At 62.5% G+C, this 14060-nt stretch carries 12 protein-coding genes; 8 read left to right on the plus strand and 4 right to left on the minus strand.

Features of this window, described 5'->3' with window-relative positions; translation table 11 throughout:
- Positions 1–236 precede the first annotated feature (236 nt).
- From topA to AC0L3E_RS29900, 8 genes are all read left to right on the plus strand, one after another.
- Positions 237–2873, plus strand: coding sequence for a type I DNA topoisomerase (gene topA / locus AC0L3E_RS29865; RefSeq protein WP_128309053.1), 2637 nt, complete (start codon positions 237–239; stop codon positions 2871–2873).
- A 6-nt stretch (positions 2874–2879) separates the two neighbouring features.
- Positions 2880–5198 (plus strand): ribonuclease R, encoded by a 2319-nt coding sequence (gene rnr, locus AC0L3E_RS29870; protein WP_473606340.1) that lies wholly within the window; start codon positions 2880–2882, stop codon positions 5196–5198.
- An 11-nt stretch (positions 5199–5209) separates the two neighbouring features.
- Positions 5210–5644, plus strand: a complete 435-nt coding sequence (locus tag AC0L3E_RS29875) for a DUF983 domain-containing protein (RefSeq protein ID WP_174800363.1) — start codon at positions 5210–5212, stop codon at positions 5642–5644.
- Between the two features lie 86 nt (positions 5645–5730).
- Positions 5731–6471 (plus strand): NUDIX hydrolase, encoded by a 741-nt coding sequence (locus AC0L3E_RS29880; protein WP_127398794.1) that lies wholly within the window; start codon positions 5731–5733, stop codon positions 6469–6471.
- A gap of 89 nt (positions 6472–6560) precedes the next feature.
- A complete protein-coding gene (locus AC0L3E_RS29885; protein WP_023810543.1) occupies positions 6561–7739 on the plus strand; it encodes an MFS transporter in 1179 nt (392 codons plus the stop codon).
- Between the two features lie 110 nt (positions 7740–7849).
- Positions 7850–8308: a YqfO family protein gene (locus AC0L3E_RS29890; RefSeq protein ID WP_127271458.1), complete on the plus strand. Its 459-nt coding sequence runs from the start codon at positions 7850–7852 to the stop codon at positions 8306–8308.
- 153 nt (positions 8309–8461) lie between these two features.
- Complete coding sequence (gene rpmG / locus AC0L3E_RS29895; RefSeq protein ID WP_006201775.1) at positions 8462–8629, plus strand: 50S ribosomal protein L33; 168 nt, start codon at positions 8462–8464, stop codon at positions 8627–8629.
- Positions 8630–9217: 588 nt separating this feature from the next.
- Positions 9218–9427: a hypothetical protein gene (locus tag AC0L3E_RS29900; protein WP_127271560.1), complete on the plus strand. Its 210-nt coding sequence runs from the start codon at positions 9218–9220 to the stop codon at positions 9425–9427.
- Positions 9428–9738: 311 nt separating this feature from the next.
- Here the strand turns inward: AC0L3E_RS29900 and AC0L3E_RS29905 are convergent, their stop codons facing one another.
- The 4 genes from AC0L3E_RS29905 to AC0L3E_RS29920 form a co-directional block, all read right to left on the minus strand.
- On the minus strand, positions 9739–10806 hold the full coding sequence (locus tag AC0L3E_RS29905; protein ID WP_473603048.1) for an ABC transporter ATP-binding protein: 1068 nt from the start codon (positions 10804–10806) through the stop codon (positions 9739–9741).
- Positions 10807–10810: 4 nt separating this feature from the next.
- Positions 10811–11659, minus strand: coding sequence for a carbohydrate ABC transporter permease (locus tag AC0L3E_RS29910; RefSeq protein ID WP_127320353.1), 849 nt, complete (start codon positions 11657–11659; stop codon positions 10811–10813).
- The gene (locus AC0L3E_RS29915) at positions 11659–12582 is read right to left on the minus strand and encodes a carbohydrate ABC transporter permease (protein WP_292693003.1); all 924 of its coding nucleotides are present in this window, start codon (positions 12580–12582) and stop codon (positions 11659–11661) included. The genes AC0L3E_RS29910 and AC0L3E_RS29915 overlap by 1 nt, the downstream gene beginning before the upstream one ends.
- A 183-nt stretch (positions 12583–12765) precedes the next feature.
- Positions 12766–14043 (minus strand): ABC transporter substrate-binding protein, encoded by a 1278-nt coding sequence (locus tag AC0L3E_RS29920; protein WP_128308006.1) that lies wholly within the window; start codon positions 14041–14043, stop codon positions 12766–12768.
- Between the last annotated feature and the right edge of the window lie 17 nt (positions 14044–14060).

The raw sequence follows: 14060 nt of genomic DNA on the forward strand, positions 1-14060 counted from the left end.
CTCGGTGGAAAAGTGAATCGGGTCGTTTCCGCTGACTCGGAACCGCCATCTCCCTTTCCCAAAATTCTGTGATTTTCTCCATACACTCTTAGAGTGTATTGCGGCGGACAGCCCTGCAATTTGGGCGCTTCCCCTTGACCGGATGCAAAAGCGCGGCCATGTGAGCGACAAAGTGAACGAGATTTCGTCGCGCGCAGCGGAATTCTTCTGCCGCACCACAGCTGATATGAGACCTCATGGACGTCGTCGTCGTCGAATCGCCGGCCAAGGCAAAGACAATCAACAAATACCTCGGCAAGAACTACAAGGTTCTGGCCTCGTTCGGCCATATCCGGGATTTGCCGGCCAAGGATGGCTCGGTGCGTCCGGATGAGGATTTCGCCATGTCCTGGGCGGTCGACACGGCCTCGGGCAAGCGGCTTGCCGACATCGCCAAGGCGGTCAAGGATGCCGACGGCCTGATCCTCGCCACCGATCCGGATCGCGAAGGCGAAGCCATTTCCTGGCACGTTCTTGAAGTGCTGAAGCAGAAGCGCGCGCTGAAGGACAAGCCGGTCAGCCGCGTCGTCTTCAACGCCATCACCAAATCGTCGGTGCTGGAGGCGATGGCCAATCCGCGCCAGATCGATGCGCCGCTGGTCGATGCCTATCTCGCCCGCCGGGCGCTGGATTATCTCGTCGGCTTCACGCTGTCGCCGGTGCTGTGGCGCAAGCTGCCGGGCGCCCGCTCGGCCGGCCGCGTCCAGTCGGTTGCGCTGCGCCTGGTCTGCGATCGCGAATCCGAGATCGAGCGCTTCATCCGCGAGGAATACTGGCAGATCGCTGCACTGCTGGGCACGCCGCGCAACGAGAATTTCGAAGCGCGGCTGACCGCCTTCGATCGCAAGAAGCTGCAAAAGCTCGACATTTCAAACAAGGCACAGGCCGACGACATCAAATCGATGCTTGATGGCGCAACCTTCAAGGCGGTGTCGGTGGAAGCCAAGCCGACCAAGCGCAATCCCGGCCCGCCCTTCACCACGTCGACGCTGCAGCAGGCCGCCTCATCGGGTCTCGGCTTCTCGGCCAGCCGCACCATGCAGGTGGCGCAACGCCTCTATGAAGGCATGGAGATCGGCGGCGAGACCACAGGTCTCATCACCTATATGCGAACCGACGGCGTGCAGATGGCACCCGAGGCGATCGACGCCGCACGCGACGCCATTGCCAAGGAATTCGGCGCAAAATACCTGCCGGAAAAGCCGCGCCAGTATACCGCCAAGGCCAAGAACGCCCAGGAAGCGCACGAAGCGATCCGCCCGACGGATTTCATGCGCACCCCGGCATCCGTCAGGCAATATCTCGATTCCGACCAGATGCGGCTCTATGAGCTGATCTGGAAGCGCGCCATCGCCAGCCAGATGCAGTCGGCCGAGATCGAGCGCACCACCGCCGAGATCGAAGCGGTCAACGGATCGCGCACCGCAGAGCTGCGTGCCATCGGTTCGGTCGTTCGGTTCGACGGTTTCATCGCCGCCTACACCGACCAGAAGGACGACGATGCGGAAGACGAGGAAAACCGCCGCCTGCCTGAAATCCGCGCCGGCGAGCAGCTAGCCCGCCAGGCGATCAATGCCACCCAGCACACCACCGAGCCGCCGCCGCGCTATTCCGAAGCTTCGCTGATCAAGAAGCTGGAAGAACTCGGCATCGGCCGGCCTTCTACCTATACGGCGATCCTGAAGACGCTCGAGGACCGTGACTACGTCACCATCGACAAGCGCCGGCTGGTGCCGCAGGCCAAGGGCCGGCTGCTGTCGGCCTTCCTCGAAAGCTTCTTCAAGCGCTATGTCGAGTACGACTTCACCGCGTCCCTCGAGGAAAAGCTCGACGAGATCTCGGACGGCAAGCTCGCCTGGAAGGACGTGCTGCGCGATTTCTGGAAGGATTTTTCCGGCGCCGTCGCCGACATCAAGGAACTGCGCGTCACCGACGTGCTCGACGCGCTCAATGAAGAACTGGCGCCGCTGGTGTTCCCGACGCGGGAGGACGGCTCCAATCCGCGCATCTGCCCGAAATGCGGCACCGGCAATCTGTCGCTGAAGCTTGGCAAGTTCGGCGCCTTTGTCGGCTGCTCCAACTATCCCGATTGCTCCTTCACCCGCCAGCTCGGCGATGCCGCCAATCCCAATGGCGAGAATGGCGGCGGCGAGGACGGCACCAAGGTGATCGGCAAGGATCCTTACACGTCAGAGGAAATCACGCTGCGCAGCGGTCGCTTCGGCCCCTATCTGCAGCGTGGCGACGGCAAGGAGGCCAAGCGTTCCAGCCTGCCCAAGGGCTGGACGGCCGAGTCGATCGACCACGAAAAGGCGCTGGCGCTGCTGTCGCTGCCGCGCGATGTCGGCCAGCATCCGGAAACCGCCAAGATGATCTCAGCCGGGCTTGGCCGCTACGGCCCATTCGTGCTGCATGACGGCACCTATGCCAATCTCGAAAGCATCGAGGACGTGTTCTCGATCGGCCTCAACCGCGCCGTATCGGTGATCGCCGAGAAGCAGCTGAAGGGCAAGGGCGGCCGCAATGGCGGTACTGCCGCAGCGCTGAAGGAGCTTGGCGACCATCCCGATGGCGGCGGCAAGATCGTCGTGCGCGACGGCAAATACGGGCCTTACGTGAATTTCGGCAAGGTCAATGCTACGCTGCCCAAGGGCAAGGATCCGCAGTCGGTGACGATCGAGGATGCGCTGGCATTGATTGCCGAGAAAGAGGCCAAGGGCGGCGGCGGCAAGAAGCCGTTCCGAAAGGCAGCCGCGGCCAAGGCCCCGGCGACAAAGAAAGTGGCAGCCAAGAAGCCGGCTGCGAAGAAGCCGGCCGCGAAGAAAAAAGGATAGGACAGCGTGGCGCGCAAGATCACCGGCAGAACCCACGGCGATCCGCGCACCGCCGACACCAGGGCCAAGGTCAAGGACGACTACCGGCCCTCGCGTGACGAAATCCTGCGCTACATCGCCGAAAATCCCGATCGCGCCGGCAAACGCGACATCGCCAAGGCGTTCGCACTGCGCGGCGACGACCGCATCTGGCTGAAGGATATTTTGCGCGACTTGCAGGACGAAGGCGTCCTCACCAAGGAGCGCAAGGGGCTGGCTCGCGTCGGTGCCCTGCCCCATGTCACGGTCCTCGATATTTTCGACCGCGATGCCGATGGCGTGCTCTTGGCCCGTCCTACCGAACACACGGCCAATGGGCCGCCGCCCATCGTCTCCATCCGCCTGTCGCGCAGTGGCAGTGGACCGGCGCCCGGCATTGGCGACCGCGTGCTGGCCAAGACCTTTCCGGCCGACGACACGAACGTCGCCCTGGGCGGCCCCGCCTACACCGGGCGGGTGGTGAAGATTTTCGAAAAACGTACCGATGCCGTGCTCGGTGTCTTTCGCATCTTGCAGGACGGCACCTTCCGCATCGAGCCGGTGGAACGGCGCCAGCCCGAACTGATCGTCGACAAGGAATTCCAGAACGGCGCCAAGAACGGTGACCTGGTGGAGGTCGAGCCGGCGCGGGCTTCCCGCTATGGGCTGCCGAGGGCCAAGGTGCTCAACGTGCTGGGCTCTCTGACCAGCGAAAAGGCGGTCTCGATGATCGCCATCCACGCGCACGACATTCCGCATATCTTCCCGGCCGACGTCATCGCAGAATCCGAAGCGGTCAAGCCGGCGACGCTGGATCACCGCGAGGATTGGCGCGACCTGCCGTTGATCACCATCGATCCGGCCGACGCCAAGGACCATGACGACGCCGTCTTCGCCACGCCGGATCTCGACGAGAAGAACCCCGGCGGCGTGGTTGCCACTGTCGCAATCGCCGACGTCGCCGCCTATGTGCGCTACGGCACGGCGCTCGACCGCGAAGCATTGAAGCGCGGCAATTCGGTCTATTTCCCGGATCGCGTCGTGCCGATGCTGCCCGAGCGCATCTCCAACGATCTCTGCTCGCTGCGCGAGGGCCAGGACCGTCCGGCGCTCGCCGTGCGCATGGTTTTTTCAGCCGAGGGCCGCAAGCTCAGGCACTCCTTCCATCGCATCATGATGAAGTCGGCGGCAAAGCTCGCCTACCAACAGGCTCAGGCGGCAATCGACGGCGCGCCGGACGACAAGACAGGTCCGATCCTCAAAACCGTGCTGAAGCCACTGTGGGACGCCTATGCGATCCTCAAGCGTGGCCGCGACGGCCGCCAGCCGCTCGAACTCGATCTGCCGGAGCGCAAGATCGTGCTCAAGCCGGACGGCACCGTCGATCGCGTCATCGTGCCGGAACGGCTCGATGCCCACAAGCTCATCGAAGAATTCATGATCCAGGCCAATGTTGCAGCGGCCGAGACGCTGGAGGCGAAGAAGCAGGAACTGGTCTACCGCGTCCATGACGCGCCATCGCTGGCCAAACAGGAATCGCTGCGCGAGTTCCTGCAGACGCTTGGCCTGTCGCTGGCCCGCGGCGCGCAGATGCAGCCGAGCCAGTTCAACGGCATCCTGGAGCGTGTGCGCGGCGCCGACAATGAAGGCCTGGTCAACGAAGTGGTGCTGCGCTCGCAGAGCCAGGCCGAATACTCGCCCAAGAACATCGGCCATTTCGGTCTCAACCTGAGGCGCTACGCCCATTTCACCTCGCCGATCCGCCGCTATGCCGATTTGATCGTGCATCGTGGACTTATTGCCGCACTCGGATTGGGTCCGGGCGGACTGACGCAGGACGAAGCGGCACGGCTCGAAGATGTCGCCGTGCTGATTTCCGGCACGGAACGCCGCGCAATGGCGGCCGAGCGGGACACGGTCGACCGTCTGATCGCCGCCTACCTTGCCGAACGCGTCGACGACCGGTTCGATGCCCGCATCTCCGGCGTCACCAAGTCAGGACTATTTGTCCAATTGCCGCAGTACGGCGCGGATGGTTTCATCCCGGTGTCAACTCTGGGCGGCGATTACTATATATACGATGAAACGGCCCGCTCCCTGTTCGGAGAACGCTCGGGCAAAGGCTACCAACTCGCGGACCGCGTCGAGGTCCGTCTCATCGAGGTGGCGCCGATGGCCGGGGCGATGCGCTTCGAGATGTTGACCGACCCGAAGCCTCTGCCGGGCTCCAAGCGGTCGTTTCACAAGGCCAAGGGCCGCGCCCGCGCGTCGCAATCGCGACCGGGTTCGCGCGGCAGGAGACGATGATGACAACAGCCATGGAAGAACAGGTTTTCGGCGGAGAACATCACTCGGGCCGGACCGCGCGCCCGCTGTGGACGGCGATGAAGCGCGGCCTGCTCGGCCGCTGCCCGCATTGCGGCGAAGGCAAGCTGTTTCGCGCTTTCACCAAGACCGTCGACACATGCAGTGTCTGCGGCGAGGAATTGCATCACCACCGGGCCGACGACCTGCCCGCCTATCTGGTCATCGTCATCGTCGGCCATGTCGTGCTGGGCGCCTTCATGGGCGTTGAGGCCACGTCGACGCTGTCCACATGGCAGCACATCGCCATCTGGGTTCCGCTGACCATCCTTTTGTCGGTTGCGTTGCTGCAGCCGATCAAGGGTGCCGTCATCGGACTGCAATGGGCCTTCTATATGCACGGCTTCGGCGGCGAGCACGACGTGATCGAGCCGCATCCCGGAGCCTAGGCCGCAGCCAAGAATGCTGCCTGGCGCAACATACCGACCGTGAAAGGCCACTTTCGCTTGCCAGAAGTTTCCGCTAGGTCCTGCGCATGGACGGTATGACCAAGGCGGAAGTCGACAGGATCGAGCGGAGCATGATCGCTCATAGCGACCGGCCAATTCGCCCGCGCGACGCGGCAACCCTCATCCTGCTCGACCGCAAGGACGATGACGTGCTGGTTCTGATGGGTCGCCGTCATGCCGGCCACGCCTTCATGCCGGGCAAGTTCGTCTTTCCCGGCGGCCGCACCGATCCGGCCGACAGCCGCATACCGGTCGTCGCCGCATTGCACCCGGAGCAGGAAGCCAGGCTGATCGCCGGACCGGGCCGCACAAGCGCCGCACGAGCCCGCGCCATCGCCCTGTCCGCCATCCGCGAAACCTATGAGGAAGCCGGGCTGCTGATCGGCCGCAAGGGTGCTTTCGCAACCCCCAGGCCCGATTGGCAAGGCTTTGCCGAACACGGCGTGCAACCCTCTCTCGACATGCTGCGCTTCGTTGCGCGCGCCATCACGCCGCCCAACCGGGTGCGCCGCTTCGACACCCGCTTTTTCAGCGCCTGGCGTGACGACGTCGCGGTCGAACTGCCCGGTGGCGGTCCCACCAACGAGCTCGAAGAGCTGGTCTGGCTGCCGCTCGCCAAGGCCAGGGAAGCCGACATACCCGACATCACCCGAATGATCCTGGACGAGCTGGAAAAGCGCCTCGCCCATGATCCACTGTTGCGTCCAGGCGGACCCGTGCCCTTCTACCGGCTTGTCCGCAGCCGCTTCACCCGCGAACTTCTCTAGAGCAATTCCAGGAAAAGTGTGACGCGGTTTTCCCGGGAAAAGCGCTCAGCACTTTCCTTAGATCAAACAGGCAGAGTATTCAGCATCCCATGACGGTCGATACCCAACCACAGGGCGACGAACGCGTACACTGGCTGCCGATGGTGGCGGCGATCTCGTCGATCAGCGTCGTCGGCATCGCCATCGGCCTCGGCATGCCGCTGCTCAGCGTCATCCTTGAAACGCGCGGCCATTCGGCTTCGATGATCGGCCTCAACACCGCCGTTGCCGGCCTCGCCTCGATCGCCGGTGCGCCTCTGGCGACCCCGCTCGCCATGCGCTTCGGCGTCGCCTGGACGATGATCGCCATGATCGCCGCCGGCGCTCTGGCCTTTGTCGGCTTTCATTTCGCACCCGATTTCTGGATGTGGTTTCCACTGCGCATCGTGCTGCACATCGCGCTGACGGTGCTGTTCATCCTGTCCGAATTCTGGATCAGCACCTCGGCGCCGCCGCACCGACGCGGCCTTGTGCTGGGCATTTACGCCACTGTCCTGTCGCTCGGCTTTGCCGCCGGACCGTGGCTGTTCGCCCATCTCGGCAGTTCCGGCTTCAGGCCGTTCGGCGTCATCATCGCCTTGGTGACGCTGGCGGCGATACCCGTGCTGGCAGCACGCAACGAGAGCCCCTCGATCGCCTCGGATGGCGAAACCAGCAATTTCCTGCGCTACATCTGGCTGGTGCCGTCGGCGACCGCAGCCGTGCTGGTGTTCGGCGCGGTGGAAACCGGCGGCTTTGCGCTCTTCCCGATCTATGGTAGCCGCATCGGCTATTCCGAGGCCGATGCGGCCCTTCTGCTGACCATGATCGGCCTCGGCAATGTGTTGTTGCAGATCCCGATCGGCATGATCAGCGACCGCGTCAGCGATCGCCGCTACCTGCTGATTGCCTGCGCCACGGTCGGTCTTATCGGCACCGTCTTCATGCCCTTCTTCGCCCAGAATTGGCATTTGATGGCCGCGCTTCTGTTCGTCTGGGGCGGCGTCGTCGCTGCCATGTACACGATCGGCCTTGCCCATCTCGGCTCGCAGCTTTCCGGCCATGAACTGGCGTCGGCCAACGCCGCCTTCGTGCTGTGCTACGGTGTCGGCATGGTGCTCGGCCCGCAGGCGATCGGCATCGGCATGGATGCGTTCGGCCCGTCCGGCTTCGGCTGGTCGCTCGGCCTGTTCTTCGCCGCCTATATCGCTTTGGTCGCCGTCAGGTTGGTTCGCAAGATCCTGCTGTAGCGCAACTGCCGCCAGCCCTGCATTTGGCGCGCACGGTGGCAGGCTGCTGACAGAACCGTGTCAGGAGCACAGGGCTAAAAGAGTGTCCCAAAACACTTGAGGACACTTCCATGATCGACAGCGGCTTTGAAACCACATCGCTACGAATGACACTGCTTCTGCTCGTGACCTTCCAGGCTCCGGCCGCCGACGTCGACCGCATCATGGATGCTGTGGTGGCGATTGCGCCGCTGGCCATGGGCAAATATGACCGCAATGCCTATCAGTCGGCGCACGGCATCGAACGCTACAGGCCGCTTGACGGTGCGGCCGCCGGTGCCGAAACCGAATTGCGGCGGCGGCCCGGCACGGTCGAGGTTTCCTTCGAACTGCCGGACGATCAGGTGCTGGCCGCCCGCGTCGTCGAGGCGATTTTCCAGGCCCATTCCTACCAGGAACCGGTGATCCGCATTCAACCGATTCTCGCCAGCCGTTCCAAGGGACTGGACGACCGCGCCAATCCGAATCGCTGGTGGAACACGACCGGAGACTGGAAGAAGGTTGCGTCACCGGCGACAGAAACCGCATGATTTCCGTTCACCAGCAGGCTCAGGCGGGTCGCACCAGGCTTGCCGGGCTTGACTTTCCGGGCGCGTTCTTTATGTGTCGCGCCAAGTTTCCCGCGTCCGGGTGTTTCCCCGTGCTCCAGCGGCCAAAACCTCACGAACAAACGGACTGATATCATGGCCAAAGCCGCAAACATCAAGATCAAGCTTCTGTCGACCGCCGACACCGGTTTCTTCTACGTGACCAGCAAGAACAGCCGCACCAAGACCGACAAGCTGTCGTTCCGCAAGTACGACCCGGTCGCCAAGAAGCACGTCGAATTCAAGGAAACCAAGATCAAGTAATCTGGTTTCCCGCTGCAATGCCGAAACGCCGCCCAATGGGCGGCGTTTTTCGTTTGTAACCAGTTGATTTCGTTGCACGTGAGCAGAGACTGCAGCCAAAAGGATTGACCCTTCGCCAAGGTTGCGGCACCCTTCGCCGTGGGTTGGGTGTCATGAACAAGGCGCCTATGGATGTCGAAGAAGGTGAAAGCTGCAATCATTGCAGCCCTTGTCGCTCTGGTTGCTGGCTTCGCCGTCAGCAACGGGCTGATAAGCCAGCAGACGGCCGATGAGATCAAGGCCAGGACTGACCAGGTTCTGAGTGAGGAAGAGGCCGCACCGCCTGCACCTCAGCCTGACAGTCCCGCCGCGCCTTCCACGGAACCCCCACCGCAGGCTCCGACCCCTCCTCCCGCCGCCGTACCCCCGCAAGGATCACAACAGGGTCAATGAAGGAGCCCCGCCGGTATTGGCTCCTCTCGTGCGATCGTGCCACCTTGAGTGTATCGTTTTAATACAATCGGCGATTGGTAGACTTGCACCACGGATAGGCAGTTAGTTTCAGCGTCAGGCAAAAAGGGGGGAAATGCCTCGCACTGGGAGAAAACGATGTCCGTACAAAAAGGCGACTTTCGAACCAACAGAGCCGACTACGTGATTGCTGCGATGCATGGCGGAGTGACCGCCGACGACAGCGTTCGAGACGAGAACCTGGCAAGGAGAAAGAAGTCCCTGTGGCTGAAGGAGCGGCGATCGGCCAAGTCGGCTGAGAACCCGTTGGACAGTTCGCCGCTGTCCAAAAGAAGCCCTCGCGGTTAGCGGTCTACAATCCTCTTCCGCGATCACACCATATCCGCACACAACCCACTCGCCCATATTGCAGGCGCCGCCGTCGGTGTGACTAACTCCGACGGCGGCCCAATTCGTGGCGAAACGACCTCCGTTCTTTTGAGAAGACGGCGGGACTAAGGTCTTGCGCTGTAGACGCAAAGGTCCGAGTGGTCCTGTTAGGTTCCGGAAATGTCTGTTGGACGTTCCGCTATTTTATCCAATTGAAATGTAGCGTTACCTGTATTTCCCGCCCGACATCGGCGCCTCATACGGCTGCCCGCCGCCCGGCTGAGTCCCCCTCAGCCGATGCGATCACCGCTTTTCGGATCGAACAGATGCAATTGGTCTGGTTCGACAACCAACCTCACCTCGTCGCCTGGCTTCACGCCGGCACGGCCCATGGCAAAGACGCAAAGCTGCTGGCTGGCCAGCTTGACGTAGAACTGCGTCGAAAGCCCGAGCGGCTCGACCACCCCCACCTCGCCCTTCAACGCGCCGTCATCCGCCAACTTGATATGCTCGGGCCGCAGACCGACGGTGATGGCGTCACCGTCCGTCAGCGGCAAGCCTTCCGGCAGGCGCAGCGCCTGGCCATCGGTCAGTACAGCCTCCGGGGTACCACCCTTGCGAACAATCGCCGGCAGGAAATTCATGCCGGGGGAACCGATGAAACCGGCGACGAACATGTTGGCCGGCCGATCATAGAGATCGAGCGGTGCGCCGACCTGCTGGATCAACCCGTCATGCATGACGACGATCCGGTCGGCCATGGTCATCGCCTCGATCTGGTCATGCGTGACATAAACCGATGTCGTCTTCAGCTGCTGGTGCAGCGCCTTGATCTCGGCGCGCATATGGACGCGCAGCTTGGCGTCGAGGTTCGACAGCGGCTCGTCGAACAGGAAAACCTTGGGATCGCGCACGATGGCACGCCCCATGGCGACGCGCTGGCGCTGGCCGCCGGACAGTTGCCGCGGCAGGCGCTGCAGGAACGTGTCGAGCCCGAGCCGCCTGGCGGCGCCGTCCACCCTGGCGTCGATCGTCGTTTTCTCCGCCTTCTTCAGGAGCAGGCTGAAACCCATGTTCTTCGACACGTCCATATGCGGATAGAGCGCGTAGGACTGGAACACCATGGCGATGTCGCGGTCCTTGGGTGCCACGTCGTTGACCAGCCGCTCGCCGATGCGGATCTCGCCACCGGAAGCCTCCTCCAGCCCGGCGATCATGCGCAAAAGCGTGGACTTGCCGCAACCTGACGGCCCAACCAGGACGACGAACTCGCCATCGGCGATTTGAAGGTCGACCGCGTGCAGGACACGGACGGCGCCATAGTCCTTGCGGACCTTTTCGAGCGTAACAGAGGCCATCGATCTATCCTTTGACGGCGCCGGCGGTCAGGCCGGTGACGAGATAGCGTTGCAGGAAGGCGAAGAAGATACAGACCGGGATCAGCGCCAGGATGGACGCCGCCATCATCTGTCCCCAGTCGACGGCGAACTTGCCGATGAAGGTGAGCAAGCCGACGGCAAAGGTCTTCTGGTCGTCGCTGGAAATCAGCATCAGCGCAAACAGAAGCTCGCTCCAGGCGGCGGTGAAGACGAAGCCGAGCGTGGCGCCCATGCCGGGCAGCGTCAGCGGCACGATCACCTTGCGCATGGCCTGCGCGCGGGTGCAGCCGTCGATCATCGCGGCCTCTTCCAAATCCTTGGGGATGCCGTCGAAGAACGACTGCATCAGGAAGGTGGCAAAGGCCGTGTTGAAGGCGGTGTAGATGATGATCAGCCCGGTCAGGCTGTTGATCAGGCCGATCTGCCCCATCACGCGGTAGATCGGCGGAATGACCATCACCAGCGGAAAAGTCTGGGTGAGCAGCAACATCAGCGCCAGGGCTGCCTTGCCGCGAAAGGTGAAGCGCGACATGGCATAGCCGGCGAGCGTGGCGATGATCGTCACCAGTGCCGCCGTCGAGACCGAGACGATGACGCTGTTGAGGAAATAGCGCGGGAAATCGGTCGTCTCGAGCACGGTGACGAAGTTCTGCAGCGTCATGTGCGACGGCCAGAAGGTGATGCCTTCGGAATAGAGCAGCCGCTCCGGCGTGACCGAGATCTTCAGCGTCCAGTAGATCGGGAACAGGGCAAAGATCACATAGGCAGCAATTGCCGCGTAGAGGCCGATGCCGCCGAAGAAGCGCTGCGAGGCCGTGCGTCCTGCGATCATCAGACGTGCCTCACCAACGTGCGGCGGATGCCGATCAGCGCAATCGCATAGGCGATGAGCAGAACGAGCAGCAGCACTGCCACCGCCGAGGCATAGCCCTTGTCCAGCGATTTGAAGGCGCTGACATAGATGTAGACCGGCACCGTGTTGGTCGAGCCGGCCGGTCCGCCCTCCGTCATCACGAAGATCAGGTCGGCGAAGGTGGCGATCCAGATGGTGCGCAACATCACAGTGATGGCGATGGTCGGCGCCAGAAACGGCAGCGTCACCTTGGTGAAGCGCTGCCAGGGCGAGGCTCCATCGATAGCCGCTGCCTCATGCAGTTCCGATGGAATGGATTTCAGTGCCGCCAGGAGCGTGATGGCGAAGAACGGAATGCCGAACCAGATATTGGCGACGATCGGTCCCCACATGGCGGTAGAAGGATCGGACAGCACATTGGTCGGCTCGGCTTTCAGCCCCAACGCAAACAGCCAGTGCGGCAGCGGGCCGATGATCGGATTGAACAGCCAGGCCCAGGTCAGGCCTGACAAGAAGGACGGCACCGCCCAAGGCAGGAAGACCAGGGCTTGTACTGCCTTGCGGCCGCGAAACGGCTTGTCGAGCAGGAGCGCCAGGCCAAGGCCGAGGAAGAACTGGAAGAAAAGGCTGGCGACGGTCCACCACAACGTGTTGACCAGCGCCTGCCCCAGCACCTGATCCGACAGCATCGCCTGGTACTGCCCGAGCCCGACATATTCGGACTTGAACGCCGAGAACTTGCGGAAGGAGTAGCTGATGCCGATGACCAGCGGCACCAAAAGCACCACGACCAGCAGGATGATCGCCGGGCTGAGATAGAGCCATGGCTCGATGGCGGCGTGGGATAGCCGCTTGCGACGCGGCTTGCCGGCGGATCGTATTTCGGACACGGCGTAGGTCATTGGCTGAGGATCGGCTCCCTGGAGCGGCGTCTGGAACAGCGTCCTTTTCCCCGTTCACGGGGAGAAGATGCCGGCAGGCAGATGAGGGGCAGCGCGAATCAATCGAGGCATAGCGCCGCCCCTCATCCGACCCTATCGGGCCACCTTCTCCCCGTAGAACGGGGAGAAGGAAAAAAGAGGCGCTTACTTCTTGTTCTTCGCCAGCCAGTCCTGCTGTTCCTTGGTCAGGAAGGCAGCCCACTGGTCGGCGACGTCCTTGGCCGTCTTCTGGCCAAGCAGCACTTCCTGAAAATTCTTGATCGCCACCTGGTCGACGAAATTGCCGAGGTTCTCCAGATGCGTCGGCGGGGTGACCATTTCATATTTGGAGCTGTCGCTGAGCTCCGTGAACCAGCCTTTGAACTGCTCCGTCTTGAAATGGGGATCCTGGTCCGCACCGTTGTGGATCGGGACGACGCCGACTTCCTTGGCCCATTCCAGATTGTCCTTCGGCGACAGAAGCGTCGCCATCAGCTTCCAGGCGTCGTCCTTGTGCTGCGAGTTGGCAAACATCGCCCAGCCGGCATAGCCCAGCGTCGGATAGGATTTGCCGCTCGGTCCGACCGGCAAAGGCGCCACGGCGAAATCGTCCGCGCTCATCTTGTCGGCGATGCCGAGCAGCGCGTCCGGATCCTGGTTGAGCATGGCACAGGTGCCGGAATAGAAGCCGGTGACCGTTTCGTTGAAACCCCAGCTCACTGCATCCTTCGGCGCCAGTCCGTCCTTGTACATGTCGGCCAGCATCTGCAGGCCCTTGACCGAGCCTTCTTCGTTGATCGTCGAAGTGCCGTCCTCGTTGAAGTAGCCGCCCTTGCCGGCGGCGATGTTCATGAACATGTGCATGCCGTTGAAGGCGCCCGGCCCGCCGCGCAGGCAGTAGCCGTACTTCCCCGGGAGCGCGGAAATCTTCTTGGAATCGGCGATGAAATCGTCGAGCGTCGCCGGTGGGCCGTCGAGGCCGGCCTCCTTGAACAGTTTCTTGTTCCAGAACAGCGCGTTCACATAGTAGCCGTAGGGGATCATGAACTGGGTGTCGTTGACGGTCGAGCCGAACTGCTTGGCGCGGTCGCCCAGCGTCTTGGCGTCATCCCATTTGGCCATATAGGGGCCGAGATCCTCAAGCTGGGCATTGTTGGCGTAGAGGCCCATCCAGCGTTCCGGCATTTCGACGATGTCAGGGGTATCGCCGGCCTGCACCATGGTCAGGAATTTCTCGAACGCCTGGCCCCAGGGCAGCGAGATAAGCTCGACCTTGATGCCCGGATTGGCGGTTTCGAATTCGGCGATCTGCTTCTTCAGGAATTCGGTGCGCGGCGGGCTGGTGATGACTTCGACCATTTTCAGGGTCGAGTCGGCCACGGCATTTCCGGCTGAAATCGCCAGCCCCGCAACGGTGGCCAGCATGACTGTCAGTTTTTTCATGTTCAAGACTCCCATTT

The organism is Mesorhizobium sp. WSM4822 (genome assembly GCF_055811155.1).

Coding starts and splice junctions, on each gene's coding strand:
- AC0L3E_RS29890 (WP_127271458.1), top strand. CDS start 7,850: ATGATCGACAGCGGCTTTGAAACCACATCGCTACGAATGACACTGCTT.
- AC0L3E_RS29915 (WP_292693003.1), bottom strand. CDS start 12,582: ATGACCTACGCCGTGTCCGAAATACGATCCGCCGGCAAGCCGCGTCGC.
- AC0L3E_RS29905 (WP_473603048.1), bottom strand. CDS start 10,806: ATGGCCTCTGTTACGCTCGAAAAGGTCCGCAAGGACTATGGCGCCGTC.
- AC0L3E_RS29875 (WP_174800363.1), top strand. CDS start 5,210: ATGGAAGAACAGGTTTTCGGCGGAGAACATCACTCGGGCCGGACCGCG.
- AC0L3E_RS29920 (WP_128308006.1), bottom strand. CDS start 14,043: ATGAAAAAACTGACAGTCATGCTGGCCACCGTTGCGGGGCTGGCGATT.
- rpmG (WP_006201775.1), top strand. CDS start 8,462: ATGGCCAAAGCCGCAAACATCAAGATCAAGCTTCTGTCGACCGCCGAC.
- topA (WP_128309053.1), top strand. CDS start 237: ATGGACGTCGTCGTCGTCGAATCGCCGGCCAAGGCAAAGACAATCAAC.
- AC0L3E_RS29880 (WP_127398794.1), top strand. CDS start 5,731: ATGGACGGTATGACCAAGGCGGAAGTCGACAGGATCGAGCGGAGCATG.
- AC0L3E_RS29910 (WP_127320353.1), bottom strand. CDS start 11,659: ATGATCGCAGGACGCACGGCCTCGCAGCGCTTCTTCGGCGGCATCGGC.
- AC0L3E_RS29885 (WP_023810543.1), top strand. CDS start 6,561: ATGACGGTCGATACCCAACCACAGGGCGACGAACGCGTACACTGGCTG.
- AC0L3E_RS29900 (WP_127271560.1), top strand. CDS start 9,218: ATGTCCGTACAAAAAGGCGACTTTCGAACCAACAGAGCCGACTACGTG.